The organism is Mesorhizobium sp. M2A.F.Ca.ET.043.02.1.1 (genome assembly GCF_003952405.1).
GTDB lineage: Bacteria > Pseudomonadota > Alphaproteobacteria > Rhizobiales > Rhizobiaceae > Mesorhizobium.
This window is the reverse complement of sequence record NZ_CP034445.1, coordinates 5,807,592-5,831,437: the sequence shown is the minus strand read 5'-3', so window position 1 is coordinate 5,831,437 and position 23,846 is coordinate 5,807,592. Positions and strand designations below refer to the sequence as shown.

25 protein-coding genes are annotated in these 23,846 nt (G+C 64.6%); 11 read left to right on the top strand and 14 right to left on the bottom strand.

What is annotated here, in order from left to right; genetic code table 11:
- Positions 1–9 precede the first annotated feature (9 nt).
- Positions 10–1,329, bottom strand: coding sequence for an aspartate aminotransferase family protein (locus EJ068_RS27865; RefSeq protein WP_127249937.1), 1,320 nt, complete (start codon positions 1,327–1,329; stop codon positions 10–12).
- 805 nt (positions 1,330–2,134) lie between these two features.
- On the opposite strand from EJ068_RS27865, the gene EJ068_RS27860 reads away from it, so the two are divergent.
- Positions 2,135–2,860 (top strand): hypothetical protein, encoded by a 726-nt coding sequence (locus tag EJ068_RS27860; RefSeq protein ID WP_129554941.1) that lies wholly within the window; start codon positions 2,135–2,137, stop codon positions 2,858–2,860.
- A 909-nt stretch (positions 2,861–3,769) separates the two neighbouring features.
- Here EJ068_RS27860 and EJ068_RS27850 read toward each other — a convergent pair.
- From EJ068_RS27850 to EJ068_RS27840, 3 genes are all read right to left on the bottom strand, one after another.
- A complete protein-coding gene (locus EJ068_RS27850) occupies positions 3,770–4,750 on the bottom strand; it encodes a GlxA family transcriptional regulator (protein WP_127249934.1) in 981 nt (326 codons plus the stop codon).
- A 114-nt stretch (positions 4,751–4,864) separates the two neighbouring features.
- Positions 4,865–5,212 carry a VanZ family protein gene (locus EJ068_RS27845; RefSeq protein ID WP_127249933.1) on the bottom strand — a complete coding sequence of 116 codons (348 nt, stop codon included), beginning with the start codon at positions 5,210–5,212 and terminating at the stop codon, positions 4,865–4,867.
- 104 nt (positions 5,213–5,316) lie between these two features.
- Positions 5,317–6,288, bottom strand: coding sequence for an AraC family transcriptional regulator (locus EJ068_RS27840; RefSeq protein WP_127249932.1), 972 nt, complete (start codon positions 6,286–6,288; stop codon positions 5,317–5,319).
- Between the two features lie 128 nt (positions 6,289–6,416).
- On the opposite strand from EJ068_RS27840, the gene EJ068_RS27835 reads away from it, so the two are divergent.
- The 6 genes from EJ068_RS27835 to EJ068_RS27810 all read left to right on the top strand — a co-directional run bounded on the left by EJ068_RS27835 (position 6,417) and on the right by EJ068_RS27810 (position 12,244).
- Positions 6,417–7,448: an aldehyde reductase gene (locus tag EJ068_RS27835; protein ID WP_127249931.1), complete on the top strand. Its 1,032-nt coding sequence runs from the start codon at positions 6,417–6,419 to the stop codon at positions 7,446–7,448.
- A 105-nt stretch (positions 7,449–7,553) separates the two neighbouring features.
- Positions 7,554–8,099 carry a DUF1629 domain-containing protein gene (locus EJ068_RS27830; RefSeq protein WP_127249930.1) on the top strand — a complete coding sequence of 182 codons (546 nt, stop codon included), beginning with the start codon at positions 7,554–7,556 and terminating at the stop codon, positions 8,097–8,099.
- A gap of 235 nt (positions 8,100–8,334) precedes the next feature.
- Complete coding sequence (locus EJ068_RS27825) at positions 8,335–9,195, top strand: xanthine dehydrogenase family protein subunit M (RefSeq protein ID WP_127249929.1); 861 nt, start codon at positions 8,335–8,337, stop codon at positions 9,193–9,195.
- A complete protein-coding gene (locus EJ068_RS27820) occupies positions 9,195–9,671 on the top strand; it encodes a (2Fe-2S)-binding protein (protein WP_042639662.1) in 477 nt (158 codons plus the stop codon). The genes EJ068_RS27825 and EJ068_RS27820 overlap by 1 nt, the downstream gene beginning before the upstream one ends.
- A gap of 3 nt (positions 9,672–9,674) precedes the next feature.
- Entirely contained in the window at positions 9,675–11,939 is a 2,265-nt protein-coding gene (locus tag EJ068_RS27815) for a xanthine dehydrogenase family protein molybdopterin-binding subunit (protein ID WP_127249927.1), read from the top strand.
- A gap of 59 nt (positions 11,940–11,998) precedes the next feature.
- On the top strand, positions 11,999–12,244 hold the full coding sequence (locus EJ068_RS27810) for a MoaD/ThiS family protein (protein ID WP_042639658.1): 246 nt from the start codon (positions 11,999–12,001) through the stop codon (positions 12,242–12,244).
- Between the two features lie 120 nt (positions 12,245–12,364).
- Here EJ068_RS27810 and EJ068_RS33750 read toward each other — a convergent pair whose 3' ends face one another.
- From EJ068_RS33750 to EJ068_RS33500, 3 genes are all read right to left on the bottom strand, one after another.
- Positions 12,365–12,496, bottom strand: coding sequence for a hypothetical protein (locus EJ068_RS33750; protein WP_281058777.1), 132 nt, complete (start codon positions 12,494–12,496; stop codon positions 12,365–12,367).
- 221 nt (positions 12,497–12,717) lie between these two features.
- The gene (locus tag EJ068_RS27805) at positions 12,718–12,942 is read right to left on the bottom strand and encodes a DUF768 domain-containing protein (RefSeq protein WP_127249926.1); all 225 of its coding nucleotides are present in this window, start codon (positions 12,940–12,942) and stop codon (positions 12,718–12,720) included.
- Positions 12,939–13,310: a hypothetical protein gene (locus tag EJ068_RS33500; protein ID WP_245463247.1), complete on the bottom strand. Its 372-nt coding sequence runs from the start codon at positions 13,308–13,310 to the stop codon at positions 12,939–12,941. Before EJ068_RS33500 ends, EJ068_RS27805 begins: the two co-directional genes overlap by 4 nt.
- 221 nt (positions 13,311–13,531) lie before the next feature.
- On the opposite strand from EJ068_RS33500, the gene EJ068_RS27795 reads away from it, so the two are divergent.
- The gene (locus EJ068_RS27795) at positions 13,532–13,729 is read left to right on the top strand and encodes a hypothetical protein (protein WP_127249925.1); all 198 of its coding nucleotides are present in this window, start codon (positions 13,532–13,534) and stop codon (positions 13,727–13,729) included.
- A 3-nt stretch (positions 13,730–13,732) separates the two neighbouring features.
- Positions 13,733–14,080 (top strand): hypothetical protein, encoded by a 348-nt coding sequence (locus EJ068_RS27790; RefSeq protein ID WP_128315533.1) that lies wholly within the window; start codon positions 13,733–13,735, stop codon positions 14,078–14,080.
- A gap of 850 nt (positions 14,081–14,930) precedes the next feature.
- Here EJ068_RS27790 and EJ068_RS27775 read toward each other — a convergent pair.
- Positions 14,931–15,227: a hypothetical protein gene (locus tag EJ068_RS27775; RefSeq protein ID WP_127249922.1), complete on the bottom strand. Its 297-nt coding sequence runs from the start codon at positions 15,225–15,227 to the stop codon at positions 14,931–14,933.
- 73 nt (positions 15,228–15,300) lie between these two features.
- The gene (locus tag EJ068_RS27770; RefSeq protein ID WP_127249921.1) at positions 15,301–16,992 is read right to left on the bottom strand and encodes a winged helix-turn-helix domain-containing protein; all 1,692 of its coding nucleotides are present in this window, start codon (positions 16,990–16,992) and stop codon (positions 15,301–15,303) included.
- A gap of 162 nt (positions 16,993–17,154) precedes the next feature.
- Here EJ068_RS27770 and EJ068_RS27765 point away from each other — a divergent pair, with 162 nt between their 5' ends.
- Positions 17,155–17,499 (top strand): hypothetical protein, encoded by a 345-nt coding sequence (locus EJ068_RS27765; protein WP_127249920.1) that lies wholly within the window; start codon positions 17,155–17,157, stop codon positions 17,497–17,499.
- A gap of 654 nt (positions 17,500–18,153) precedes the next feature.
- Here the strand turns inward: EJ068_RS27765 and EJ068_RS32830 are convergent.
- From EJ068_RS32830 to EJ068_RS27745, 3 genes are all read right to left on the bottom strand, one after another.
- Positions 18,154–18,324, bottom strand: a complete 171-nt coding sequence (locus tag EJ068_RS32830) for a hypothetical protein (RefSeq protein WP_189342168.1) — start codon at positions 18,322–18,324, stop codon at positions 18,154–18,156.
- Positions 18,325–18,619: 295 nt separating this feature from the next.
- Entirely contained in the window at positions 18,620–19,162 is a 543-nt protein-coding gene (locus EJ068_RS27750; protein WP_127249919.1) for a hypothetical protein, read from the bottom strand.
- Between the two features lie 28 nt (positions 19,163–19,190).
- Complete coding sequence (locus EJ068_RS27745; protein WP_127249918.1) at positions 19,191–21,230, bottom strand: YadA-like family protein; 2,040 nt, start codon at positions 21,228–21,230, stop codon at positions 19,191–19,193.
- A gap of 357 nt (positions 21,231–21,587) precedes the next feature.
- Between EJ068_RS27745 and EJ068_RS32825 the strand changes: the two genes are divergently transcribed.
- The gene (locus EJ068_RS32825; RefSeq protein ID WP_189342059.1) at positions 21,588–21,938 is read left to right on the top strand and encodes a hypothetical protein; all 351 of its coding nucleotides are present in this window, start codon (positions 21,588–21,590) and stop codon (positions 21,936–21,938) included.
- Between the two features lie 367 nt (positions 21,939–22,305).
- Here the strand turns inward: EJ068_RS32825 and EJ068_RS27735 are convergent, their stop codons facing one another.
- Positions 22,306–22,833 carry a flavodoxin domain-containing protein gene (locus EJ068_RS27735; protein ID WP_127249916.1) on the bottom strand — a complete coding sequence of 176 codons (528 nt, stop codon included), beginning with the start codon at positions 22,831–22,833 and terminating at the stop codon, positions 22,306–22,308.
- Positions 22,834–23,270: 437 nt separating this feature from the next.
- Complete coding sequence (locus EJ068_RS27730; RefSeq protein WP_127249915.1) at positions 23,271–23,807, bottom strand: cytochrome b; 537 nt, start codon at positions 23,805–23,807, stop codon at positions 23,271–23,273.
- Positions 23,808–23,846: the final 39 nt, after the last annotated feature.

The window sequence follows — 23,846 nt, the reverse complement described above, 5'->3', positions numbered from 1 at the left end:
GGCCTGCCTTCAGGATTGCGCGGCGATGTCGCCCAGGGTCTCGTCGATCGCTTGAAGGATGGCGCCGGCATCCGCCTCGGTCATCGGCGTCGACAGCGCGAACAGGCCGTAGCTGGCGGAGAGCACGCCGCGGTCGAGCAGGCCCTTGTGGAAGGCGTCGAATTTTTTCCGCTCAGCCTGGCCGGGATAGATGGAGCGGTAATCGGTGACGGGATGCGAGGTGAAATGAACCTTGAACAGCGAGCCCAGGCCGACGCACTGGCCGGCAAGCCCATGCTTTTGGAATGAGGCGGTGACGCCCTGGCGCAGGAACGCGCCGAGGCGATCGAGATGGGCGAAGCTCTCTTTCGTCAGCGCCCGCATCGAGGCAAGGCCGGCGCGCATCGTCACCGGATTGGCGGTGAAGGTGCCGCCATGCGGAAGCGCCGGCTTGCCGGCGGTCGGATCGAACACCGCCATGACATCGGCGCGCCCGCCCACCGCGCCGACCGGAAAACCGCCGCCGATGATTTTTCCGAGCGCCGTCAGGTCGGGCTCGATGCCCCACAGGCCTTGCGCGCCGGACCATCCCAGCCGGAACGAGATGACCTCGTCGAAGATGACCAGCGCGCCCGCCGCATGAGCGATCTCGACCATGGCTTGAAGGTAATCCTGGCGCGCCGGGATGAGGCCGGCGCGGTTGGGCATCGGGTCGATCAGCACGGCCGCGATGCTGTCGCCCTCGGCGGCGAAGACGGCGCGCAACGCCTCGCTGTCGTTGAAGGGCACGGCGATCACGTCGTCCAGCACGCCGCGCGGCGTGCCCTTGGCGTAAGCCGTAGACCTTGGCAGGTCACCCCAATTGGCCGGCGAGGAATCCAGGCTCACTTCGGCGAAATCGTAGGAGCCGTGATAGGCGCCCTCGATCTTGACGATCTTCGGCCGCAAGGTGAAGGCGCGCGCGGCCTTGATCGCCATCATCACGCCCTCCGTGCCGGAGTTGGTGAAGCGGACCTGGTCGACCGAGGGCAGCCGCTCGACCAGGAGCTCGGCGAGCTCGATCTCGCTCAGCGTCGGCGCGCCGAAGGCGGTGCCTAGCGGCAGCTGCCCGGCCACGGCCGCGGTGACGTCGGGATGGGCGTAGCCATGGATCATCGCGGTGAAATTGTTGATGCAGTCGTAATAGGCATTGCCGTCGACATCCCAGACCCGGCACCCCTCCCCGCGTTCGGCGTACACCGGAAACGGATCGACAAAGACCGTGGTGCGCGTGTTGCCGCCCGGCATCACCTTCCTGGCGCGTTCGAACAGGGCCTTCGATCCGGGCATGGCGTCGGGATAATGCGGCATGGCTCTCCGAGGCGAGTTCGACTGCTGAAACAGCGACGCAACCGCCGCTCGTCACGTAGCTACGGTTCGTTTCCACGCCGCGCAATCGGCCAGACCGGGCATGCGAGGCGACCAGGTCGTTCCCATCCGCTGTCACGGCGGCTCCGACCATGCCGGGTGAAGGATTGCCTGCTGCGCCCGCCAGCCGCAGATAGCCGATCTGGTTCAATTGAGAACTCTCGCTCTTCCCGCTGGCGAAAACGAGGCAGCGCATGAATGCGAAGCATGATCTCGCTTTGAGCGTCCGACGCTGGTCGACGGCCGTCGACAAGTTCACCATCGGAACGGCCACGCCCGATATCTAGTCCATTTGGATGATGCTTCCTACGCCAGAAGACGTATCTGGTATAACCGGTCGGAACAATTCTAAAACGGCAAGATTTTCACAGTTGTTGATTCACTTCAACATGGGGCATACTGCTACAATGAAGAAATCTTAATCCAAGCACGCGCAGCCACTATGGCGTGTTTCTTGAGCACCGCGAGGAATGCCTAGCAAACAGAGGACCGTGGCCAGTGACACTCACACATGGATCTTACGAGGAGTTCGACACACGCCTGGCATGGGTTCGCTTCAGCATGCGCCACTGGAGGTGGAGCGCCATTCCGGGATGCATCCTCCTCCTGGGGGCGATATCCCCCGCAGACAATGGCGCCGAAATGCAGCAGCAGATCGTTGCGGCGCGGGGCGAACTGGCGGTCGACAAAGGCTCAGTTGGACCTAAGCCAGCACGCTGAGCGTAAGGCGAGCGCGCAGGCAAAGGTGTTGGCCGGCACTTCCGCGGAGCAAGCAAAAGCGCTGAATGAGGCGAACCAGAGCAACGAAGCCCTCAAACTCGATCTGGAGGCGGCGCAGCGCGTCATCGAAGGACTGAAAGCACAAGCCGTTTCCTCGAACGAAGCACGCAGCGCCATGGAAGCGTCCCTGGCCGAGGCGAACCAATCGCTCGCCGATGAGCGGCACAAGGCCGAGCAATCCGAGCAAGAACTCGCCATGGCCCGCCAGGCCGCCGACGCCGAAAAGAAACGCGCAGATTTGGCCGTGGCCGAGCGAGCCACCGACCTCCAGCTGGCGGTCGCTGCCGCAAGACATGCCAACGAAGCATTGGACCTGGAACGTGCCCACGCGGTTTCGGCCGCAAGCGATCTTGACGGCGCCCGTCGGGAAAGAGACGCGGCAAAGCAGACATCCGCCGACTTGAGCGCAGCATTGGAGCAAGCGCGTCAAAGACTGACCGACATGTCCGTTGCCCTTACCGCTGCGCGAAAGGCGATCGAACTGGTCAACGCGCAAGGTGCGTGCCGCACAGAGCAAACAGAGCGCGCCACGCGTTCCGCCGCAGTTTCCCTCGCCGGCCAGGATGGCAAACTTGTCCGTCAAACAGGCTTGCAGGGCAAGATCAAAGCGAAGATGCCAGGATCACCGAAACGGGATCTGGTGGAGACGACGATTACGCTCCCCGACGCCTTGCTGCCGCCCCCGCCTCGATGACCATCGCCAGGAGCACAATTGGGTTAGCACGAACGCATGCCGCAGGAGGGTCCCGAAATGGGCAAATACGTGGCAGTCGCCATGATGATAGCAGTCGCTACCGGACCGGCGGCGGCCCTTGATGTCGGTGGTAGCGGCAAGGTCGGCGGCGTTGGCGTTGGCGCTGGAGTGAGCGCCGGATCGCAAGGTGTTTCCGCAGGGGTGGGGGCAAGTTTCGGCGGTGCGGGCGGCGCAAGTGTTGGCGCGTCAGCGGGCACAGGAGGCGTAAGCGTTGGTGCGTCGGCGAGCGCAGGTGGGACGAGTGTCGGCGCGTCCGCGAAGGCTGACACAGGGTCAGTCGGCGCGGGCGTTTCGGTTGGCAGTGCTCCAGACAGCGCAAGCGCGGGCGTTTCAACAGGTGCCGGCACAGCAACGTCAGGCACCACGGTCGCCGCGCCCCCCGACGACCCCACCGTTCTCTCTACCAAAAGCGCAACAACCGCGATCGGCCTGCCATCCACCCTCAAGCCCTCGAGCAACGGTGCCGGCGAGTTTGGGCGATCCACAGCGGGCTATCCTTTTGCGCCCCTGTTATCGCTGAAAGCGAAGCCAGGCACGCCGACCAACGTCGTGAGCGCGTGCCGTGCGGCGATCGTGTCGGCCGCGACGCCCCTTGGCGCCGTGCGCGTATACGCGGTCAGCGCCGGTCCGATGCGCCAACGCAAAGCCGGTCTGGCGGCGCCGATCGAGGTGCGAATAAATTATGCGCTCCGAGGTGGCGTCCAAGTGCGACAAGCGAAAGTCCTGTGTCGCCTTGGCGCAACGGGAAAGGTTGTCGCGGTAACGTAGCAACCGGCCGGCATTGGCCTGGACACCGGCGGAGTTGCCCGCTTTACCGAGATCGTGCACAGGGCCCGCTACTTGGCACCGCTACCTGGCAACGTCATTCGCCACTGTCCGGTTCGGGTGCCTCAGATGGGTCGGCGTGATGCCGGTCTGCTGGCGGAAGACGCGGCTGAAATGGCCGGCATTGGGGAAGCCGCAGCGATAGGCGATCTCGCCGATGGCGAGGTCGCTGCCTTCCAGCAGCGACTTTGCGTAGTGCACCCGCAGCGCCAGGTAGGCGGCCATCGGGCCGATGCCGAGCTCGGCGCCGAACAGGCGCTCGAGCTGGCGGCGCGAGCAGTTCATCCTGGCGGCGATCTCGGCGACCGAGAGCGTTTCCTGCAAATTGCTCTCCATCAGGAGCAGCGCCCGCTTCACCGCGCGGCTGGCGGCCGCAGGGAAGAGATCGCCGACCGGTTGCACGTCGCGGCTGGAGCGGATGCGGTCGAGCACCAGGATCTTGGCCGCCTTCTCGGCCGCCTTCTGGCCGATGAATTGCGAGACGAAATAGCCAGCGAGGTCGGCGGCACCGGTGCCGCCAGCGCAGGTGGCGCGGCCGCGATCGACGGAATAGAGGCTGTCGGCATGGGCGCTCACATCGGGGAACTCGGCGCGGAAATCCTTGATGTGGAACCAGCTGACCGCGGCGCTGTAACCGTCGAGCAATCCGTAGCGCGCCAAAACGAAGCTGCCGGTGCAGAGGGCGGTCAGCGGCACGCCCTTTTCGGCGGCGCGCATCAGGAACGCCTCCTTTTCCGAACTCAGCCTGCGGCTGGTGTCGAGCAGGCCGCCGACCACCACGACATTGTCGAAATCCTCCGGATTGCCGATCGCCTTGGTCGGCAGCAATTCGACGCCACAGCTGGCGCGGATCGGCAGGCCGCGCTCGCCAACGATCTCCCAGTCGAACTCGACCCGGCGGCTGCGGTCGCCCTCGTCGCCGGCGAGCCGCAGCGTGTCGATGAACAGCGACAGCGGCGAGAGCGTGAAATCGCGCACCAGGAGAAATGCGAACTTCTTGGCCATCGGCTTCCGGGATCGTCCATCGTTCGGCCGCAGCTTATGCGGAAATCCTTGCGGCGAGCCCTCTGAATACGACGCGCATGAGGTCGCAACACCGCTCTGGCGCGAGACAGTGGTCTAGCGCCGCTCGGCGGCGCGGCTTACCCACGTGATGACGAAGCGCCCCAGGACAATCCCCACGACGCCCGCCGCCGTCTTGAGCAGGCCATCGAGAACCCGCGCGTGCCGGCCTGGGTCGAACAGTTGCAGGACCTCGAGAACGCCGGCCACCGCGCAAACGAACAGCACGGTCTGCGTCACGCGGGACGGGAACCCGAGCGCCAGGGCCAGCCCCAGCAGGACGTAGGCCAAGGCGCGCTCGATGTTGGGGTCGCTCAAGCGTGGCCGCAGCTCGATGGGCGACAGCGTCGCGAAGGTGATGAGAGCCAGCAGGGCGAGCGCGGCGAGACGGGAAATGGAGGTCATGACCGCTCTTACAGGCCGCTGGCCGTTATAACAATATTTGCCGGCGCTCGGCCGTGGGTTGGTCCGCCCACGCCGGCGGCGCCCGTGCCTTCCCGGCGATGCCGTCAGGCCGGGACGGCATCGGCGCCCTTGCCCGGCAATGGCTGGCTGAAATCCTTCCGTCCGTTCAGCGATGCCCGATACGCCATCGGCGACTTGCCGTTGACGCGTTTGAAGGCGTTGCAGAAGGCGCTTTCGGAGGTGTAGCCGAGCGTGCGGGCGACGACGGCCACGGGCGTCCGCTCCTCGCGCAAGGCGCGCTCGGCAAGGCGCATGCGCCATTCGGTCAGATAGGCCAGCGGCGCGATGCCGGCGACCGTCCTGAAATGGACGGCGAATGAGGTGCGCGACATGGCGCAGGCTTTCGCCAGCTCCTCCAAATGCCAGGCGCGCGCCGGGTCGCCATGCATCAGGCGCAGCGCCGGCGCGATGCGCGGCTCGGCCAGCGCCTTGAGCCAGCCGGCGGGCATCAGGCTCGCTCTGTCGAGATGCGAGCGCAGGATCTCGATGAAAAGCAGTTGCGTCAGCTGCGCCGAGGCGAGCTGCGCGCCGGGCTGGCCGGCGTCCCTTTCTTCGATCAGCCGATCGAGCAGCCAGCGGAAGATAGCCGCCTGGGGCGACGCCGCGCGCGTGTGGATCCATGGCGGCAATAGATCGGCGAGCAGCCCGCCGCGCGCCGGATCGAGCAGGACATGGCCGCCGATATGGGCGAATTCCGAGCCGTCGCCGAGCGTCGCCAGCGTGCGGCCGGCGCCGGTGAACAGGCTCATCGCGTCGACCGGTGGAACGCTCGGGTCGCTGGCGAGCACGAAGCTGCTCCGCGCCGCCAACAGCCCGACATCGCCGGTCTCGAAACGGAAGGGTTTTGGCTCGCCTTCGAGGGTGACCCAGCAGCTGCCCTTCACCACGGCGAAGAACTTGATCTTGTCGCGTCCGGGGAAGCTGATCGCCCACGGACCGCCGGCGGTGAAGCCGCCCGTGACGACCGCCTCGGCATTGGTGAGCGTGAGAACATCGGAGAAGGGATCGACGGTCATTTCCGTACTCTCGCGCAGAGAATGCGGATTTTCAAGCATTCACAGTTCAGAAGCGCCGTCCTACCTAGCGCCCATCCGACGCATCGCCATTGGATGCGGCGCTCCATTCCAGACTCCAGAGGCATCAAATGACCGACAAACTCGTCCTGGTGACCGGCGGCACCGGCTTCATCGCGCAACATTGCATGCTGGCGCTGCTGAAGGCGGGCTACCGCGTGCGCACGACCATCCGCTCGCCAGGGCGGGAAGCGGAGGTGCGCGCGCATCTCGAGGTTGGCGGCGTCGTTGCGGGAAACTGCCTCTCCTTCGCCAACACCGATCTCACCGACGACCACGGATGGGCGGAAGCGGCGACCGGATGCGACTATGTGATGCATGGGGCCTCGCCGACGCCTTCCGGCGACCAGACCAGCGAGGAGGATTGGATCGGGCCCGCCGTCAACGGCAACCTTCGGGTGCTCAGGGCCGCGCGCGACGCCGGCGTCAAGCGCGTGGTGCTGACATCGGCCTTCGGCGCGATCGGCGTCGGCCACAAGCGGGACCACCGGCGGCCCTTCGACGAAACCGACTGGAGCAACCTGACGGGCAATGTCGCGCCCTACCAGAAATCGAAGACCCTTTCCGAGCGCGCCGCCTGGGATTTCGTGGCGCGCGAAGGCAACGGGCTGGAACTGGCGGCGATCAATCCGGTCGCCGTCTATGGGCCGGTGCTGGGCGCCGACTATTCGCATTCGATCCGGCTAATCGCCAACATGCTGGAGGGGCAGCCGGGATGCCTCAATGTCAGTTCCTGCTGCGTCGATGTGCGCGACGTGGCGGACCTGCATCTGCGCGCCATGACCGATCCGGCCGCCAAGGGCGAACGCTTCCTCGCAACCGTGGGCGAGAGCATGTGGATGGTCGAGATCGCCGAACTGCTGCGGCAGCGACTGGGCAAGGCCGCCGAAAAAGTATCGACGCAGGTGTGGCCCGACGAGCAGGTGCGCATCGCCGCCGAAACCAACGCGCAGCTCAAGGGCGTGGTGCCGCTGCTCCACTACGACATGAGCGCGACGGCCAAGAAGGCCGAGCGCCTGCTGGGCTGGACGCCCCGCTCGCGCGAGGAGGCGATCATATCCTGCGCCGAGAGCCTGATCCGGCTTGGCCTGCTGCGCGGCTGAGCTTCCTTGAACGGCGCGCGGGGCCGGTGCATGTTGCCCCCGCGCGTTTTCGGCGAACCGCCTGGAACCGCGATCCTCGAACGAAACCAGCGGAGCCATCGGGCGATGACGACCATCCATCAGTTCGCCGTGTCGGAGGGGCAGGAATGGATGCTGCCGGCCGATGACGACGCCTACGAGGAATTCTTCGGCCTCCACGGACGATCGCTCAAGGGCTGGAAGCCGCCGGCGATGCGGCGCGCCGAGGAAGGCGAGCGGCTCTATTCTGATTTCCCCTGGCTCGGCGAGCATGCGCCGCTGTTGCGCCAGCCGGCCGTCGAGGCGCTGGCGGCGGCGTTGCGGCCTTATGGCGAGCTTGTGGCGCTGCGCGGCGAGGAGGTCTGGCTGCTCAACGTCACCCATGTGATCGACGCGCTGGACGAGGCGCGATCGCAAATCGTGCGGTTCGACGGCGGCGACATATTGGCGATCGAGCGCTACGCCTTCGACGCGGAGAAGATCGGGAGCGCTGAAGTGTTCAAGCTGCCGATGCGGGCTTCTCCGGTCTTCGTCAATGACGTGTTCGTCGAGCGGGTGCGCAAGGCCGGGTTGCGCAATGTGTCGTTCGAGCCGGTATGGACATCGGGAACGGCAATCGCGTCAGGCGAATAGCAGTTTTGCGGTTTGTGGCGGAGACGGGCAATGACCAGCGCCGGCGCCGCCCCTCATCCGCCCTTCGGGCACCTTCTCCCCGTATAGAGACGGGGAGAAGGAACTGGCCCTGGTCCTGCCTCTGGGCGCATCTGGAGCATGGCTCTGGCCCAACCCGCACATGCATGAACGGGATGGCCATTATAACCAGACGCTTTATAACGGGCGATCTGGTTATGACCTCCAAGGGGAGACGATGCGTTACATACGTCCGCTTTCAATCGAAGATGCCGTTGGCGAGCTCGCCAAGGCGGTAGGACCGGCCGCCATCCTGGCCGGAGGCAGCGACTTGCTGGTGAGGATGAAGGGCGGCTTCATCGAGCCCGAGCTGATCGTCGACATCAAGCGCATAGGCGGCCTGGCCGACATCACGGAAACGGCTGACGGCTTCCGCATCGGCGCCGCCGTGCCCTGCGCGGTGCTGGGCGAGAACAAGGCTATGCGCAAGGCATGGCCGGGCGTGGTCGAGGCCGCGAACCTGATCGGCTCCAAGCAGGTGCAGGGCCGCTGCACCATCACCGGCAATCTGTGCAACGCATCGCCCGCCGCCGACAGCGTGCCGGCGCTGGTGGCCGCCGGGGCCAAGGCCGTCGTCGCCGGGCCTTCGGGCAAGCGCACCATTGCCGTCGAGACCGTGCCGACGGGACCGGGCCGCACGTCGCTCGCCAAGGGCGAGATCATCGAGGCGATCCTGCTCGACAAGCGTCCTGAGCAGGCGGGCGATGCCTATCTGCGCTTCATTCCGCGCACCGAGATGGACATCGCGGTGGTGAGCGCCGGCGTGAACCTGACGCTGGACGAGCATGGCGCGATCAAGACCGCGCGCGTGGCGCTGGGCGCCGCGGCGCCCACGGTGCTTCTGGTCGAGGAAGCGGGCCAGGTGCTGGTCGGCTCGAAGCTCGACGAGGCGACGCTGGAGCGGCTGGCGAAGATCTGTTCCGGCGCCTGCCGGCCGATCGACGACAAGCGCGGCACCATCGAATTCAGACGGAAAGTGGCGGGCGTGCTGGCAAGGCGCGTCGCGGCAATCGCCTACAAGCGTGCGGGAGGCAAATAATGGCCGGTGTAGCTGTATCAACCACGATCAACGGCGATGCCGTCGAATATCTCTGCCAGCCCGACGAGACGCTGCTGGAAGTGCTGCGCGATCGCCTCGGCCTGACCGGCGCCAAGGAAGGCTGCGGCACCGGCGACTGCGGCGCCTGCAGCGTCATCGTCGACGGCAGGCTCGTCTGCTCCTGCCTGGTGCTGGGCGCGGAAGCGGAAGGCCGCAAGGTCGAGACCATCGAAGGCATGGCGCATGGCGACCAGCTGCACCCGCTGCAGCAGAAGTTCCTGGAGCATGCGGCGCTGCAATGCGGCGTCTGCACGCCCGGCTTCCTGATCGCTGCCAAGGACCTGTTGGAGAAGAACCCCTCGCCCACCGAGGAGGAAATCCGCTTCGGCCTCGCCGGCAACCTTTGCCGCTGCACCGGCTATGACAAGATCGTGCGCGCCGTCCAGGACGCAGCGAACGTGATGAAGGGAGCCTGATCCATGAATTTCGATCCGCGCTTTTCAGGACGCCAGTTCGCTTCCGTCGGCACGCGCCCGATCCGCCCCGACGGCATCGACAAGGTGACGGGCCGCGCCCGCTACGGCGCCGACTTCAACATGGCCGGCCAGCTGGTGGGCCGGATCCTGCGCAGCCCGCATGCGCATGCGGTGATCAAGAGCATCGACACGTCCAAGGCGGAAAAGCTCGCCGGCGTGAAGGCGGTGATCACGGCGAAGGACCTGCCGGACCTCACCGACGGCGATGCCGCCATGTACGACATCCTCGACAATTGCATGGCGCGCAAGAAGGCGCTCTATGACGGCCATGCGGTGGCCGCGGTGGCGGCGATCGACGCCCGCATCGCCCGCCAGGCGCTGAAGCTGATCGAGGTCGAGTATGAGGTGCTGCCGCATGTCACCGATGTCGACGAGGCCGCGCACCACCACGCGCCGCTGATCAACGACCAGGTTTATACCGAAGGCCTCGAGGAAAAGCCGGCCAAGCCTTCCAACGTCACCAAGCGCACGCAGTTCGGCCATGGCGACGTCCACAAGGGCTTCGCCGAGGCCGACTGCGTCGTCGAGCGCTCCTTCAAGACCGAGCAGACGCATCAGGGCTATATCGAGCCGCATGCCTGCGTGGCGAGCGTCAATGCCGACGGCACGGCGGACCTTTGGGTCTGCACGCAGGGCCATTTCGTCTACCGCCAGCATTGCGCCCAGCTGCTGGGGCTCGAAGCCTCGAAGCTGCGCGTCACCTCGTCGGAGATCGGCGGCGGCTTCGGCGGCAAGACCCATGTCTGGGCCGAACCGGTGGCGCTGGCGCTGTCGCGCAAGGCCGGCCGCCCGGTGAAGCTGGTGATGACGCGCGACGAAGTGTTCCGCGCGTCGGGCCCGACCAGCGCCACCTCGATCGACGTCAAGATCGGCGCCAAAAAGGACGGCACCATCACCGCCGCGGAAGCGACGCTGCGCTACAGTTCCGGCCCCTATGCCGGCTCCTGGGCCGAGATCGGCGCCATGACAGCCTTCGCCTGCTACAAGCTTGAGAACGTCAAGACCGTCGGCTACGAGGTGCTGGTCAACCGCCCGAAGACCGCGGCCTATCGCGCGCCGTCGGCGCCGATGGCAGCCTTCGCGGTGGAAAGCGCAGTCGACGAGCTCGCCAAGGAGCTCGGCATGGACGCGGTGGACTTCCGCATCAAGAACGCCGCGCAGGAAGGCACCCGCGCCTCCTACGGCCCGGTCTACGGGCCGATCGGCATCGGGCCGACGCTGGAGGCGGTGAAGCACCATCCGCACATGAAGGCGCCGCTCAAGGAAAACCAGGGGCGCGGCATGGCCTGCGGCTTCTGGTTCAATTTCGGCGGCCAGACCTGCACGGACCTGAACATCGGCATGGACGGCTCGGTGTCGCTGGCCGTGGGCACGGTGGATGTCGGCGGCTCCCGCGCCTCGCTGTCGCTGGTGGCGGCGGAAGAGCTCGGCATCGACTATAGCCACGTGAAGGCGATCGTCGCAGACACCTCGTCGCTCGGCTACAACGACATGACCGACGGCAGCCGCGGCACCTTCTCCTCCTCGATGGCGACGATCTCGGCCGCCCGCAATGCGATCAAGATCCTGCGCGAGCGCGCCGCGCAGATGTGGGACGTGCCCGTGGACGACGTGCATTGGGAAAAGGGCCATGCCATCGCCAAGGGCGAGAAATACGGCAACCTGTCGCCGCTGTCGCTGAAGGACATCGCGGCGAAGTCCGGCACGACCGGCGGGCCGATCGCCGGCCATAGCGAGCTCGTGGCCGACGGCGCGGGCGTTTCCTTCGCCACGCATATCTGCGACGTCGAGGTCGACCCCGAGACCGGCTCGACCCGGGTGATCCGCTACACGGTGGTGCAGGATGCCGGCAAGGCGGTGCACCCGACCTATGTCGAGGGCCAGTACCAGGGCGGTGCGGCACAAGGCATCGGCTGGGCGCTCAACGAGGAGTATATCTACGGCAAGGACGGGCGGCTGCAGAATGCGGGCTTCCTCGACTACCGCATCCCGGTCTGCTCCGACCTGCCGATGATCGACACGCAGATCCTGGAAATCCCCAACCCCAACCACCCCTATGGCGTGCGCGGCGTTGGCGAAACCTCGATCGTGCCGCCGCTGGCGGCGATCGCCAACGCGGTGTCGAACGCGGTGGGCGTGCGCATGACCCACATCCCGATGTCGCCGCCGCGCATTCTCGCCGCGCTGGACGCGGAACGGGAAGGCTGAGGACGAAAGGTGCGCAGCAGCTTTCGTCTCACCACGCTGCGCTGTGGGAGTTATCCCTAATGGTTGAGGTCACCCTCTGGGGTTCGCTCAGCGCCGTCGCCGGAGGCAAGGCCAGGCACGAGATCGAGGCCAAGGACATCAGGGAGCTGTTCCGCAAGCTGGCGGAACAGTATCCCGGCATCGAGCCCTGGATCGACCGCGGGATCGCGGTGGCGATCGACGGGACGATCTATCGGGATACGTGGAGCAAGGAGCTGCCCGAGGGGGCGGAGATTTTCCTGCTGCCGAGGTTGGCTGGGGGGTAGCGAGCGAGCGGCCTCCGCCATCGCTGGTTTCGCCGATCCGCACGCCCCCGGGGAGCCCTGCATACGTCACCAGCCAGGCGGGGCTCGTAGGCTCCCCCGCTTTCGGGCCGGGCCGATGGTTCACCGGGTTGGCCGGTCTTCGCGCATGACGTTGTAGAGCAGCAGGCCAGCCATCAAGGACACCACGGCGCCCACCACGTCATGCCCGGTCAGCCCGGAGTAATACACGAAAGCAAATGCCAGCTCGGCCATGGCTCCAACCCAGGATGCGAGGGACTTCTCCGGGAGAACCTTCACGGCGCGCTAATGTTCCTGACGGCTAGCATCGATCTTCGCCGGCTGCGCCTGGCGCAATTCCAGGAAAGTGTGAGCGGTTTTCCGTCCGGAATTGCGCAACAACAAAAGGACAGAGCGGTTCGCCGTTTCCGTGAAACGGTGAAACGCTCCAGGCGACAGGGGCGGCCGTGCAACGCTCAGGCTCTGTCGCTTTTCTCGGAGCCGACGATCGCCGCCAGGATCGCTTCGTATGCGCTTCCGATCTCCTCCTCGATCTCTTCCTCGGAGATGCCGGCCGCCCTGGCATCGGCGAACAGCTTGCTCGTCAGTTCGGCCACCGAGACGATGTCCGCGCCGACCTTGCCACGCATCACATTGTCGGTGATCCAGCGGCCAAAGAACGCCGCGCCACGCTCGCTCATTCGCCCTGCTCTTTGAGAAAATGCGCCTCGCGAAGCAGCGCTTCCCAGTCGGTCCCGATCGTCTCGATCAGCTCGCCGGCCTGTTCCTCGGTGATGCCGGTTTCCCTCGCCAGGCGCCCTGCAAGCAATTGGAAGATAGCCTGGTCGCTCTCCCCGAGACTGCCTTCGCGATGTTGCAGCGCCTCGAAGATCACCTCGAAGACGCTGTCGACTTCCTCGTCGATCTCGCCGGCCGCGATGCCTTCGCGCGCGGCCGCCTTCATCATCTCATCGGCAAGATCGCTCACCGCGACCGGATCGTCCGTCAGCACGTTCGGCAGATGCTCCGTCAGCCATTTGTCGAAGAAGTCGAGACCGCGCCTGCTCATGTGGCCATAAGCGCGCGAGGAACATTAGGTTCCGCTGATACGGACTGAGGTCTCATGCGCCGGCGCATTGGTCCGTCGCGTGAAACATAAGCCCCGCGATCTCATTAGGGCTGCGCTGACGAGCAATCAGTCCCTTCATCGTCAGTGGCTGGATCGCCCGCCACCTGCCCCCGGGTGGCGGGCGTCCGATCGAAGAAGAAGAACCGGGGCCGAGGTGAACAGTGTCGATTTCCGATGAGCTGCGGGACGCGAGCCTTCGCTATGAATGCCCGAACTGCCACCAGCCGATCATCCGAAACGGTTCGTGGTTCAAGGCGGTGAGCACCTTCCGCTGCGAGGGCTGCAACACCAAGCTCAGGCTTGGCTACTCGGCCAAGCTGGCGCTTTTCAAACAACACGGCAAGGCGCCGGGGGCGTGACCCATGCGGCTGAGTGCCTGCGAGCCCTTTGGCGAGAACCGTTTCCTTTTCCGGGAGCGGTTGTTCGCAAACGGCAACGGCGCGCTCCACCATCGCGACCTTTCCCTTCTCAGTCTCATCCCGGCCTACAGCGGGCCTGCAAAGATTGCCGCGAAAGCGGATCGGATGAGCATTGCCGCGGCCGTGGGCATGGCGATCGGCCTGTTCATCGGGCCGGTCTCATGCCTCATGCTGGGCATCTGGAACGCGGCGTTGAACAGCAACGGAGGCAAGCATGATCACTACGACGTTGGAAACCAGGGTATCGGGTTTGCAGGAAAGGCTCAGAGCAGCCGAGCTCAGCACGGATGACATGCTGGCCTTCCAAAAGGTCGCGGACGTGCTGGACAATGGCCATGGCGGCATCGACCTCGACGACCTGATCGCGCTGTCGTTTGTGGTGGAGGATGAGGATTGAGGGGGAGCCAGGCCGGCCATAGCTAGTTGAATTCCGGGCTCATTCAGCGCCGTCACAGGGGCAAACCAGGCACAACATCGAGGCCAAGGAAATCAGGGCGCCGTCCCACAAGCTGGCGGAACAGTATCCCGGTATCGAGCCGTGGATCGACCGCGAGATCGCGGTGGCGATCGACGGGACGATTTATCGCGATACGTGGAGCAAGGAGTTGCCGGAGTGGGCGGAGATATTTCTGCTGCCGCGATTGGCGGGGGGATGATGGATGGCTAGAGCGCAACTTGACGAGTGGCCGCTTCGCGCCCAATGTCGGCCGTAGAGACCAGCCTGCATCATCCGGAAAGCGGACATAGCCGGCGACCACCGTAGAGGTCGTGGTTGCTAGAAGCGGTCGCCGTTTTACCTGGCTTCAGTTGCCAGATGCGAATACACAGCGCCTGCGCTTAGGTGGCAATTGCATCAGAGCCTGCGCCGCAAACGATCGCGCAGACCAGGGCTTGGTGGCAGGTTCAGGCCTACGTTTCGCAGATCACGGAGAGCACGTGCTCAAAGGTGTGCCTGACAAACACCGCTTATTCCTGGCGATGTTGGAAGAGGCTGGAGCGACCTCGTAGAGATTCCCCGCCTAGCCTAAGTCTTCCATTTTCGCAGACAATGTCCACGCCCACCTGAATGTCCGCTTTCGAAGATTCGTAGACCGAAGCTGCCGGCCTGTTCTCGGCTCATTGTTGCCCTGCACTCGGCAGCCTACGGAAAGAGGTCGAAGTGCTCGACTTGTGCAGACTCGATCAACTCGGCTTCATCGCCATGATAAATCGCGTTATTCCAGTCTGGCCCGATAGCGGCCTTCACCGACTCCAGGCCATCCCAGACCATCACCATGCAGAACGTCCTGCCCGCACTCTCCGCAGGTGGCTTACCGGGGTAAAAGGCGATGAGCCCCGCCTGCTTCCTCAGCCAGGGAATAGAAAGCGACTCAACACGCTCCTGCCAGAGACGCTGCTTTCCAGCAAAGACCGTGCCGCGATAAATGCGGATAATCATGGCGATACCTCCTTACGGCCCCTTCGTGCGAACAGAATGCGCCCCCTCGATCATGCAGACTGTCGCTTGCCGTCTACGGCGACCCGCATCCGAGCAACCGGACCGGCTTCTCAAGTTTGGCCAGGTCCCCAGACTTGGCACAGCGTGGAAAGCCGGCGAGGCTCATCGTTTCGATCAGCCGGTTCCGCTGTACCTCGGTGAAGGGGAGGTTGGCGATTATTCCCTCTATGCTCAAGTCCGGATACTTCTGGAGGATGAACGCGACAAGCGTCCGCGCCTCATCCGTCCGGCCCAGGGCCGCAAGCGCGGCAGCTCGAAACGTCCCCACCCAGCGATCGTAATTGTCAGGGCCGAGCCGGTCCGTCATGCGTAGGGCGTCCTCGTAACGGCCGGCCCAGAAGTAGGCGACGTTGAGCGGACGGGTGCTCCACATCGGGAAGTTCGGGTTCAGGCTGATCGCCCTGTCGGCCAATTCGGCTCCGCGTTCGGGCTCGCCGAACATGGCCGCCCAGGTAACGTAGAAGGTCAGGATCTCGAACTCGTTCGGCGCCATGCTGAGGGCCGTCTCGAACTCCGCCCTCGCCTTCACCAGATCGGCGCTCTCGGCCAGGGTAATCGCGCGGACCACATGCGCCTCTGCGTCACCCGGGTCGAGCGTGACCGCGCGCATCGCAGCATCGGCAGCCAGCTTTTGGTTCCGCAGGGGCTCCACCCCGAAGCCGGCAAGGACCTTGTGGGCGTGCGAAAGCTCGATCCAAGCCCTGGCGAGGGAGGGATCAAGCTCCAGCGACCGTGTGAGAAGCCGGATGGCCTCTTCCAGATCGTCGCGATTGACCCGTTCGAGCCGCTCGGTGCCGAGAAGGTAGAGCTCGTAGGCGTTGAGGTTCGCTGGTGGCTTGCGATGCGCTTCCCGGCGGCCCGCCTCTTGAATCAGGCCTGCGCCACCGCCGAGCCGGTTCGAGACCTGCTCGGCGATCTCGGTTTGAATCGCGAAAAAGTCGTTTTCGGGCCGATCCCACCGGTCCGACCAGATGTGTTTGCCGGTCGCAGATTCAACAAGTTGCGCCGTGATGCGCACGCGATCGGCCTGGCGCTGGATCAAGCCCTCGACGATGAAGGCAGCCTTGAGAGCCGCACCCACTTCTTTCGTGTTAGACGTCTTTTCCTTGTAGGCTGCGGTCGTATTACTAGCTATCACCCGAAATTCTGGAAATCGGGCAAGGTCAGTGATGATGTCCTCGGTCAGGCCGTCAGCCAGCCGCTGCTGGTCCGCATCACCACCGATCATCCCAAATGGCAGCACGGCAACGGAGGGCAGAACTGCCCCGGCGCCACTCTCATCGGCGCTATGATTAATGCCCCAGAGGAGTCCTGCCGCAAACAAGACCATGGCCAGAGCTATAATGGCTGCCGACCGGCTCCGGCCTTTCAGTTCGATCGGCCATTCCGCGGCATCAACTGCGAGTCTGTATCCGCGTTTTGGCACTACCTTGAGAACCATCTGGTTCTTGTCGCGCAGTGCCCGGCGGATATCACCGATGCATTGCACCAAGCTGTCGTCGGTTACTGCAATACCAGGCCATATCGCTTGCATGAGCTCGTCTTTTGTGACGACGCGATCAGCATGCCTGCTGAGGTATTCAAGCACCGCGAAGGCTTGCGAGCGCAAGACCACATCCTTGCCTTGGCTGTCGCGCAAAATCCCGGCGGCAAAATCGAGAGTGATGCCGTTCACCACGATTGTCTTGGATGAGCGCGGATTCATCCCGCATCTCTCTGCTTGCGCAGAACGTCGAACACTTGATCAGGAACATATCAAACTCCAGATCGGGAGAAAATCGGCGTTTGATCGGTTTCCTTTCGTTACACCAAGGTTGTCTTGGCCGATTATGCCAGCTGGCGACGAGGGGCAGCAGGTCTAACCTTGATGGCTTCGAAACCCACGGCTGTACTGGCAGCCTGCGCGTTGATAACGGGCGGAAGCGCGGGCGCGCATGATGCGGTGCGCGGCTGGCCTTATCCGCCAGCTTGCTGCAAGGGAGATGACCCGGGAGGCGATTGCGAGCGCATCCCGGGCGCATCGGTGAAGACTGGACCGAGCGGCTTTTCCGTTACACTACTTCCTGGCGACCACCACCTGGTGACCCGACAGCATTTGTTTCAGATTCCGTATAGAGACGCGCTGCCGTCCGGTGACCACGATTTTCATATCTGCCTGCATCCAAGTGAGGAGCATATGAACTGCTTCTTCGCGCCGCCAGATTCGATGTGACGGCGAGTTCCGTAGTGAGAATAGTTCTTGCAAGTATCCGAACGTCCGCTGGAGGCGCAAAGCGGTCGGCGCTACGCTGGGTGAAAAGGTCGGCTTCTAGCCCAATCATCCCCGAAAGCGGACGTTCCGATCTCGGCCCCAAGCAGACAATCATTTTGGGTCGAAAGGAGATGCCATCGGTGCAAAGATTTTTCTGCTGTCACGGTTGGCTGGGCGACCCACAATCGCTTTCGGTCGATCCGCTTTCCCATTTGACCAAGGAGAAAGCGACAGCTTTCTCCTCTGAACGTTGGGGTGTGGACTCTGGCTTATGGACTCTGGGGCTTATCCCTGGCCTAAACCCATCTCTCATCCGACAGCAAATCCACCCGTATTTCCAACGGCTTGCTGAACACATCCGCAACGGCTTTATTGGGTCACCCGCCATTTCTCACGCCGGCGCGATGCTTTCTGCCGAGTACCCGGCAGCGCGTCGAGCCGCCGTTGAAGGTGCCCGTTGAGCACGATCATTTCCTTGAGTGCCTTCCCGGGGTCGCCCTTGTGAAGGGCAATGAACTTGTTGATTGAAGCGCGGCCTGCTTCGCGATCATCGGGCAGGACCGCGCCTCAAACATCCGCGCGAGCCGGTGCGGGACAGGCCGGCTCGGCCGCGGGCTAGCCGATCGTTGCGAGGAACCGATCGGTGAAGCCGGCGAGCGTGTTCCAGTCGGTGAATTCGTTATCCTGCCCAGGGTCTGGGTCCTCGCCCTTCATGACGACGAATTTGACGAACTGCTCCTGGAGTAATTTGGTGATGCGCAAGGCGCCGCCCAGCAGAAGCGTCATGCGCGGCTGCCACCCCGTCACGGAGACGAAGCGGTCGACATAGTTCTGGGCAGCGGGCTCGGGGCTTTCCGGCGCCGCCGACAGGCTGACCGATACCAGCGCCGAAGGCTTGCGGCCGGCCGGCGCGGGAGAACTGGGCGGAGCTGTGGGACGACCTCGAACCGCTGCTCAGCGGCGTGCTCACCACCACTGAATCTTGGGGCTAAGCCTACATGGTGAACGTCGGCTCGGGATTGACCTCCAGCGCCACTGCCGCCTCGCGATCTCCTATATCGCAGCCGCCCTCGCCGGCGCTCTACTTCGCCGCCTTATCCCCACCCTCCTGCGCCTTCGGCGCCGGGGCGGTGGTCACGCCGATGGCGGAGATGCGCCAGCGGTTGTCGACGTTTTCGAAGGACAGGTCGAAATCGATCTCTAGCGGCTGCGTGGGAAACAGGCCGACAAGGTGCAGCTGCTTCTGGGGGTCGAGAAACGGCGGCGTGGAGAGCTGCGGGGCGACCACGGCAACCGCCGTCAGGTCGGCGCCGGACTGGCGCAGCGCCTGGAACCTGATCGCGAGGTCGGCGGCAGTGTTCTGGGCGCGAAAGCCTGGCGAGCCCATGTCCCTCAGCACGGTGAAGTTGCCTGTTTCCACCGCCTGCTGGAGAGCCATCATCGTGCTGCGGGCAAGGTAGATCGCCTGCGCGGCGTTTGCCGGCCAGGCGGGCGCCGCGGGCGCCGCCGGTGGCGCCGCCTTCTTCTTGCCCGGCGCCGGCGCCTGGGTCTGCGTCTGGGCAAGGCCGGGCGTAGCGGCGCACACGGCCAGCATCGCCGCAAGGAGAATCGTGACTGTTCGCATCGGGATCATCCTGGCGCGCCGGCGCTTCCTACCAGCTCATCCTCAGGCCCAGCCGTCCGCCGGCCATATTCTGGTTGGGATCGAAGGCGATGCCGCCATTGAGCTGGAGTTGCGAGCCAAGCCGGGCGCCCGCGCTGAGCGCAAAGGCATTGGCGCCCTCGAACGTGCCCCAGTTCAAGGTGGTGACGAATTTTTCGTCCGGCAGCACGGTCGGCGCGCCGGCCAGCGCCATCGCCATGGCGACGCCGGAATAGGCGCGGCTGCCGACGCTGTCGATGCGGGAATTGAGGCTGTTGAATTGCGCGGGATCGGAAAAGCCGAGCGCGCCCGGGGTCACGGAGGCGAGATGGCCGTTGGCATCGGTGGTGACGATCTCGATCGCGCCGGCTTGGGCCGATGAGCTCGCCGCCGACGTCAGGCCGGGCATCGAATAGGTATTGCTTGCCGTTCCGAACACCTGCTCGTTCTGCCTTGTCGCGACCGCGCCCGAGCCGTAGGCGGCCGAGCCCGCATAGGCGGCGCTGGCGCCGGTGCCGATCGCCACAGCGTTCAGGCCGGCCGAGGATGCGCCAGACCCCATGGCGATCGCGTTGGCGCCGGTCACCGTCGTGCCATTGCCGAACGCCAGCGCATTGGTGGCGTTGACCGTGCTGCCCGATCCGATCACCACCGATCCCGACGAATTGGCGGTGCTGGCGACAATGTTGTTCGAGCCGAAGACCTGAATGCCGTTGCCGTTGCCGGCGACGTTCGGGGCGTTGACGGCATTGTCGTCGCCATAGACGAAGGACTTGTCGCCATTGACGACATTGGGATCGCCGATCGCGTAGCTGCCATTGCCCCTGACGGTGTTGCCGGTGCCGAAGGCGCCGCTGTCGTCGCCGGTGACACTGTTGTTCGATCCGATGACGGTGGTGTTGTCGCCCTGCGACTGGTTGTTGGTGCCGCCGGCCAGCGCATTGGTGCCGCTGGCGTTGCTGCCGGAGCCCGCCGCGGTGGAGTTGGTGCCGCTGGCGTTCGGCTGCGCGCCTGAGGCGGTCGTGTCGTAATAGGGCGGATTTCCGCCGCCGCCGCTGATGCAGGTCAGGTCGCCCGCGGCATTGGTGCCGATGCCGGAGGTGCAGCCCGCAAGCGATGCGAAGCGAACGGTGCCCACGACGTCGAGCCCCGCGGCCGGCGCGGTCGTGCCGATGCCCACATGGCCGTTTGCGTCGATGGTCATGCGGGTCACGCCGTCGGTGGCAAGCAGAAGCCGGCCGCTCGAGCCGGTAGCCGAATGCGCATTGATCAGCGAGGTGCCGACGCCGAAGCTGGCGCCGCCATAGCCGAAGGTCAGCGCATCCGCGTTGGCCGCCGAGGATACGCCGATCGTCTCGAACGTATCCTGGTTGGCGGCTCCATAGACATGCAGCTTGCTGGTGGGGGAAGCGGTGCCGAGACCGACATTGCCGTTCGCTGCGATGTCGAGGCTGCTTGTCGGCGCGCCCGGCCGGATGCGGAACGGCATCTGGCTGCCGTTCGTCAAGTCGCGTATGAAGAAATTCGTCTCGTTGCCGCCTACGTCCCAGGTCTGCGCCGTGAAGCCGCCGGCGTTTGTCTGCTCCAGGCGGATCGCCGGCGTGTCGCTTCGGGTTATCTGCAGGCCCAGAGTCGGGTTGGACGTGCCGAGGCCCAAATTGCCAAAGCTGTTGACATAGACCGAATTCTCGGGAGCGCCCGCATCGACGCGGAACACCATCTTGTTGCTCGTCGCATCCTGGATGCCGAAGTAATTGGCCCCGCCGGAGACGGAATCGTTCGCAATCAGCGCCCAGTCATTGGCGGCAAATCCGGCGTTCGTGCTCGTGTCGTTGAAGTAGATGCGTGTGTTGTTTTCCTTCATGACGATCGTGTTGAACCCGAAGGACTCGTTGTCGACGCAGTCGAGCCCGACGCAGAGGCTTCCTTGAACGACCTGGTCGTTCGCAACGACATTGTCGGCAAGCGCGTCGGCGACCGGCATGGCGAGGATCGCGGCGCCGAGGCGCAACGCCACGCACTTGGCCGCACGCTGTTTTGGTTTCGCCACAAGCCCCTCCCCCGAGGATCAATGATCGCAGATGTGCAGGCTTATGTGCCGGCCGTCGGTTTGGCAAGCAGTAGAAGCGCTCGCCGCCGGTCTTTATCGCGTTGTGTTCCCAGAACATCACCAGTAACGGCGGGCTGTGTTCAGATTCTTTTCCAGCCTGAATTGTGCCGGCCGTTGCGCGGCCTCAATGTGAACTGCACAGACCACCGTGTCGCGCGGTGTATTTTAGTTATACCGAATATATGCAGCTGTCCGGTTGTCCCCTTCCCGGCCCCCGGTTGGACTCCCTCGCGTGGAACCAACATGCCTCTGGCGCGTAGTTTCGCCATCGTCCCCAGCACAAGAAGGCAGGTGCCCATGCCCGTCCGCAGAAAACGCAGGAAGCACTCCGGCAGCGATCTCTTGCTGGCGCCGGCGGTGGTCGGCATGCGGGTGCCGCTGCTGGTGCTGGATGCCATGAGCCACGCGCCCAATGGGCGAGAGGCCTTGCAGGCGGTGCAGGAGAAGGCGCTTGCGGGAACGCAAGGGCTGTTCGCGGCGCAGGCAAAGATGATCGAGGCGGCGTTGCGCTTCTGGCCTGACGTCCTTTCCGGCAAAAGCCCGTCGCTTTGCGATGGCACCGTGGCGATGGAAGCGGCGGCGGCTGCCCTGTTGCCCGCGGCCAGGCAGGTGCGGCGCAATTTCGACCGTCTTTCGAAGCGGCGCTGACCGCGCCGCTTGCAGCAGCCGGGCGCCGGTGCGGGACAGGCCGGCTCAGCCGCAGTCTAAAGCGCGTCGCGATCTTTCAGATTCGCTCCATGCGCTTTTAGGTTTTTTATTTTACGCATGTCTTTATCCCGAAACCGGTTCCCACTTTCGGGAGACATGCTTCAGGGCATTTCACCGTTTCACGGAAACGGCGAAATGCCCTATCTCTTTGTTTTGGCGCAATTTCAGACGGAAAACCGCTTCACACTTTTCCTGAAATTGCTCTAAAGCGCGTCGCGATCTTTCAGATTCGCTCCATGCGCTTTAGGTTTTTGATTATACGCATGTCTTTATCCCGAAACCGGTTCCCACTTTCGGGAGACATGCTCTAGCCGATCGTTGCGAGGAACCGGTCGGTGAAGCCGGCGAGCGCGTTCCAGTCGGTGAATTCGTGATCCTGCCCGGGGCCTGGATCCTCGCCCTTCATGACGACGAATTTGACGAACTGCTCCTGGAAGTAATCGTATTTGGTGAAGCGCAAGGCGCCGCCCAGCAGAAGCGTCATGCGCGGCTGCCACCCCGTCACCGAGACGAAGCGGTCGACATATTTCCGGGCAGCGGCCTCGTGGCCTTCCAGCGCCGCCGACAGGCTGACCGATATCAGCGCCGAGGGCTTGCCGCTCAACAGGTCTCGATGCGCGAACACGAAGGTCGTGACGGCTTCCTGATGGTGCTCCTGGTGGACCGACGCGGCAATAACGAAGGCGTCGAAATGCCCGAGCTTCAAATCGGGCGTGAACTTCGCGCTGTCCAGCAGCTCGACCTGATGCCCGCGCCCGCGAATGTCGGTCGCCATCCGTTCGGCGACTTTCCTGGTCTGCCCTTCAGTCGTTCCATAGACAATCAAGAGGTTCACGACGTCCCTCCGAGGGTGGAAAGGCATTGATGGGGACAATCCAGTGCCGTCTCGACCGGCACGCCTGCGCCCCACTACAACGGGGCGCATCATAGCGCATGAAAGGGGTTTCACGCACCGATTTTCGCGGCGGGGCGGATACCGGGGTGTCCGCGCGACGGACGGAGCGGGGTAGCGCTGCCTTATGTGACGCGGCTCGACTTCCATCCGCCAAGGCTTATGCGATCACGCCATCCCGCGGCGGGTGTTTTTTAGCTATCTTGAATATGCGGCGGACGCAGGTTCGCCGGGCCGGCGTCGGGGCGGGTGCTCCCATCAGGCAACAGGCGCCGGCCACCTGGAGCGGCCTGCTAGTCACGCGCCGCCCCGGTGTTGACCGCCGGCGCCGCTTGCGCAGCCGACGAGCCGGCGCAGCCTTCTGTCCAGCCCGGGCGCTGCTATTCGCGGCTGTCGGCGAGCTTGTTCGACACAAGCGGATTCATGCGCTCCAGCGTTCCGTCCTTCATGACGAACTGGTGCCATATCGCGATCAGCGCATGGGCGCCGGCCAGCCACAGGATCAGCGTGCCGCCGGTTTCGTGCAGCTCGGCGATCAGGCCCGGCGCGCCTTGCACGGGCGCGGCGAGCGCCGGCAGGTCCAGCCCCAGGAAGAAGACCTGGATGCCGAGGCGCGAGGCGGCGTACCAGCCGCTCAGCGGCAGCGCGATGAGGAACAGATAGAGCACCGTGTGTCCGGCGCGCGCGGCAAGGTCCATCCAGCGGCTCTGCGGGTCCTCGACGCGGGGCGCCGCGCCCAGCCAGCGCGCCAGCAGGCGCGGCACGACCAGCAAAAGCACGGCAAGGCCGAAGGTGAAATGCAGGTAGGGCGGGTCGGCGCGCGCATGGCGCCCGCCCTCTGCGGTGAACCAGGCGATGACGACCAGCAGGGCCGTAAGCCAGTGGATGGCGATGGTGATCTGTGAATAGCGCCGCATCGGGCTTGCTCCGTCTTTTCAGGCGCGCGCATGCCGAGG

Coding starts and splice junctions, on each gene's coding strand:
- EJ068_RS27865 (WP_127249937.1), bottom strand. CDS start 1,329: ATGCCGCATTATCCCGACGCCATGCCCGGATCGAAGGCCCTGTTCGAA.
- EJ068_RS27850 (WP_127249934.1), bottom strand. CDS start 4,750: ATGGCCAAGAAGTTCGCATTTCTCCTGGTGCGCGATTTCACGCTCTCG.
- EJ068_RS27845 (WP_127249933.1), bottom strand. CDS start 5,212: ATGACCTCCATTTCCCGTCTCGCCGCGCTCGCCCTGCTGGCTCTCATC.
- EJ068_RS27840 (WP_127249932.1), bottom strand. CDS start 6,288: ATGACCGTCGATCCCTTCTCCGATGTTCTCACGCTCACCAATGCCGAG.
- EJ068_RS27835 (WP_127249931.1), top strand. CDS start 6,417: ATGACCGACAAACTCGTCCTGGTGACCGGCGGCACCGGCTTCATCGCG.
- EJ068_RS27830 (WP_127249930.1), top strand. CDS start 7,554: ATGACGACCATCCATCAGTTCGCCGTGTCGGAGGGGCAGGAATGGATG.
- EJ068_RS27825 (WP_127249929.1), top strand. CDS start 8,335: ATGCGTTACATACGTCCGCTTTCAATCGAAGATGCCGTTGGCGAGCTC.
- EJ068_RS27820 (WP_042639662.1), top strand. CDS start 9,195: ATGGCCGGTGTAGCTGTATCAACCACGATCAACGGCGATGCCGTCGAA.
- EJ068_RS27815 (WP_127249927.1), top strand. CDS start 9,675: ATGAATTTCGATCCGCGCTTTTCAGGACGCCAGTTCGCTTCCGTCGGC.
- EJ068_RS27810 (WP_042639658.1), top strand. CDS start 11,999: ATGGTTGAGGTCACCCTCTGGGGTTCGCTCAGCGCCGTCGCCGGAGGC.
- EJ068_RS33750 (WP_281058777.1), bottom strand. CDS start 12,496: ATGGCCGAGCTGGCATTTGCTTTCGTGTATTACTCCGGGCTGACCGGG.
- EJ068_RS27805 (WP_127249926.1), bottom strand. CDS start 12,942: ATGAGCGAGCGTGGCGCGGCGTTCTTTGGCCGCTGGATCACCGACAAT.
- EJ068_RS33500 (WP_245463247.1), bottom strand. CDS start 13,310: ATGAGCAGGCGCGGTCTCGACTTCTTCGACAAATGGCTGACGGAGCAT.
- EJ068_RS27790 (WP_128315533.1), top strand. CDS start 13,733: ATGCGGCTGAGTGCCTGCGAGCCCTTTGGCGAGAACCGTTTCCTTTTC.
- EJ068_RS27775 (WP_127249922.1), bottom strand. CDS start 15,227: ATGATTATCCGCATTTATCGCGGCACGGTCTTTGCTGGAAAGCAGCGT.
- EJ068_RS27770 (WP_127249921.1), bottom strand. CDS start 16,992: ATGAATCCGCGCTCATCCAAGACAATCGTGGTGAACGGCATCACTCTC.
- EJ068_RS27765 (WP_127249920.1), top strand. CDS start 17,155: ATGGCTTCGAAACCCACGGCTGTACTGGCAGCCTGCGCGTTGATAACG.
- EJ068_RS32830 (WP_189342168.1), bottom strand. CDS start 18,324: ATGACGCTTCTGCTGGGCGGCGCCTTGCGCATCACCAAATTACTCCAG.
- EJ068_RS27750 (WP_127249919.1), bottom strand. CDS start 19,162: ATGCGAACAGTCACGATTCTCCTTGCGGCGATGCTGGCCGTGTGCGCC.
- EJ068_RS32825 (WP_189342059.1), top strand. CDS start 21,588: ATGCCCGTCCGCAGAAAACGCAGGAAGCACTCCGGCAGCGATCTCTTG.
- EJ068_RS27730 (WP_127249915.1), bottom strand. CDS start 23,807: ATGCGGCGCTATTCACAGATCACCATCGCCATCCACTGGCTTACGGCC.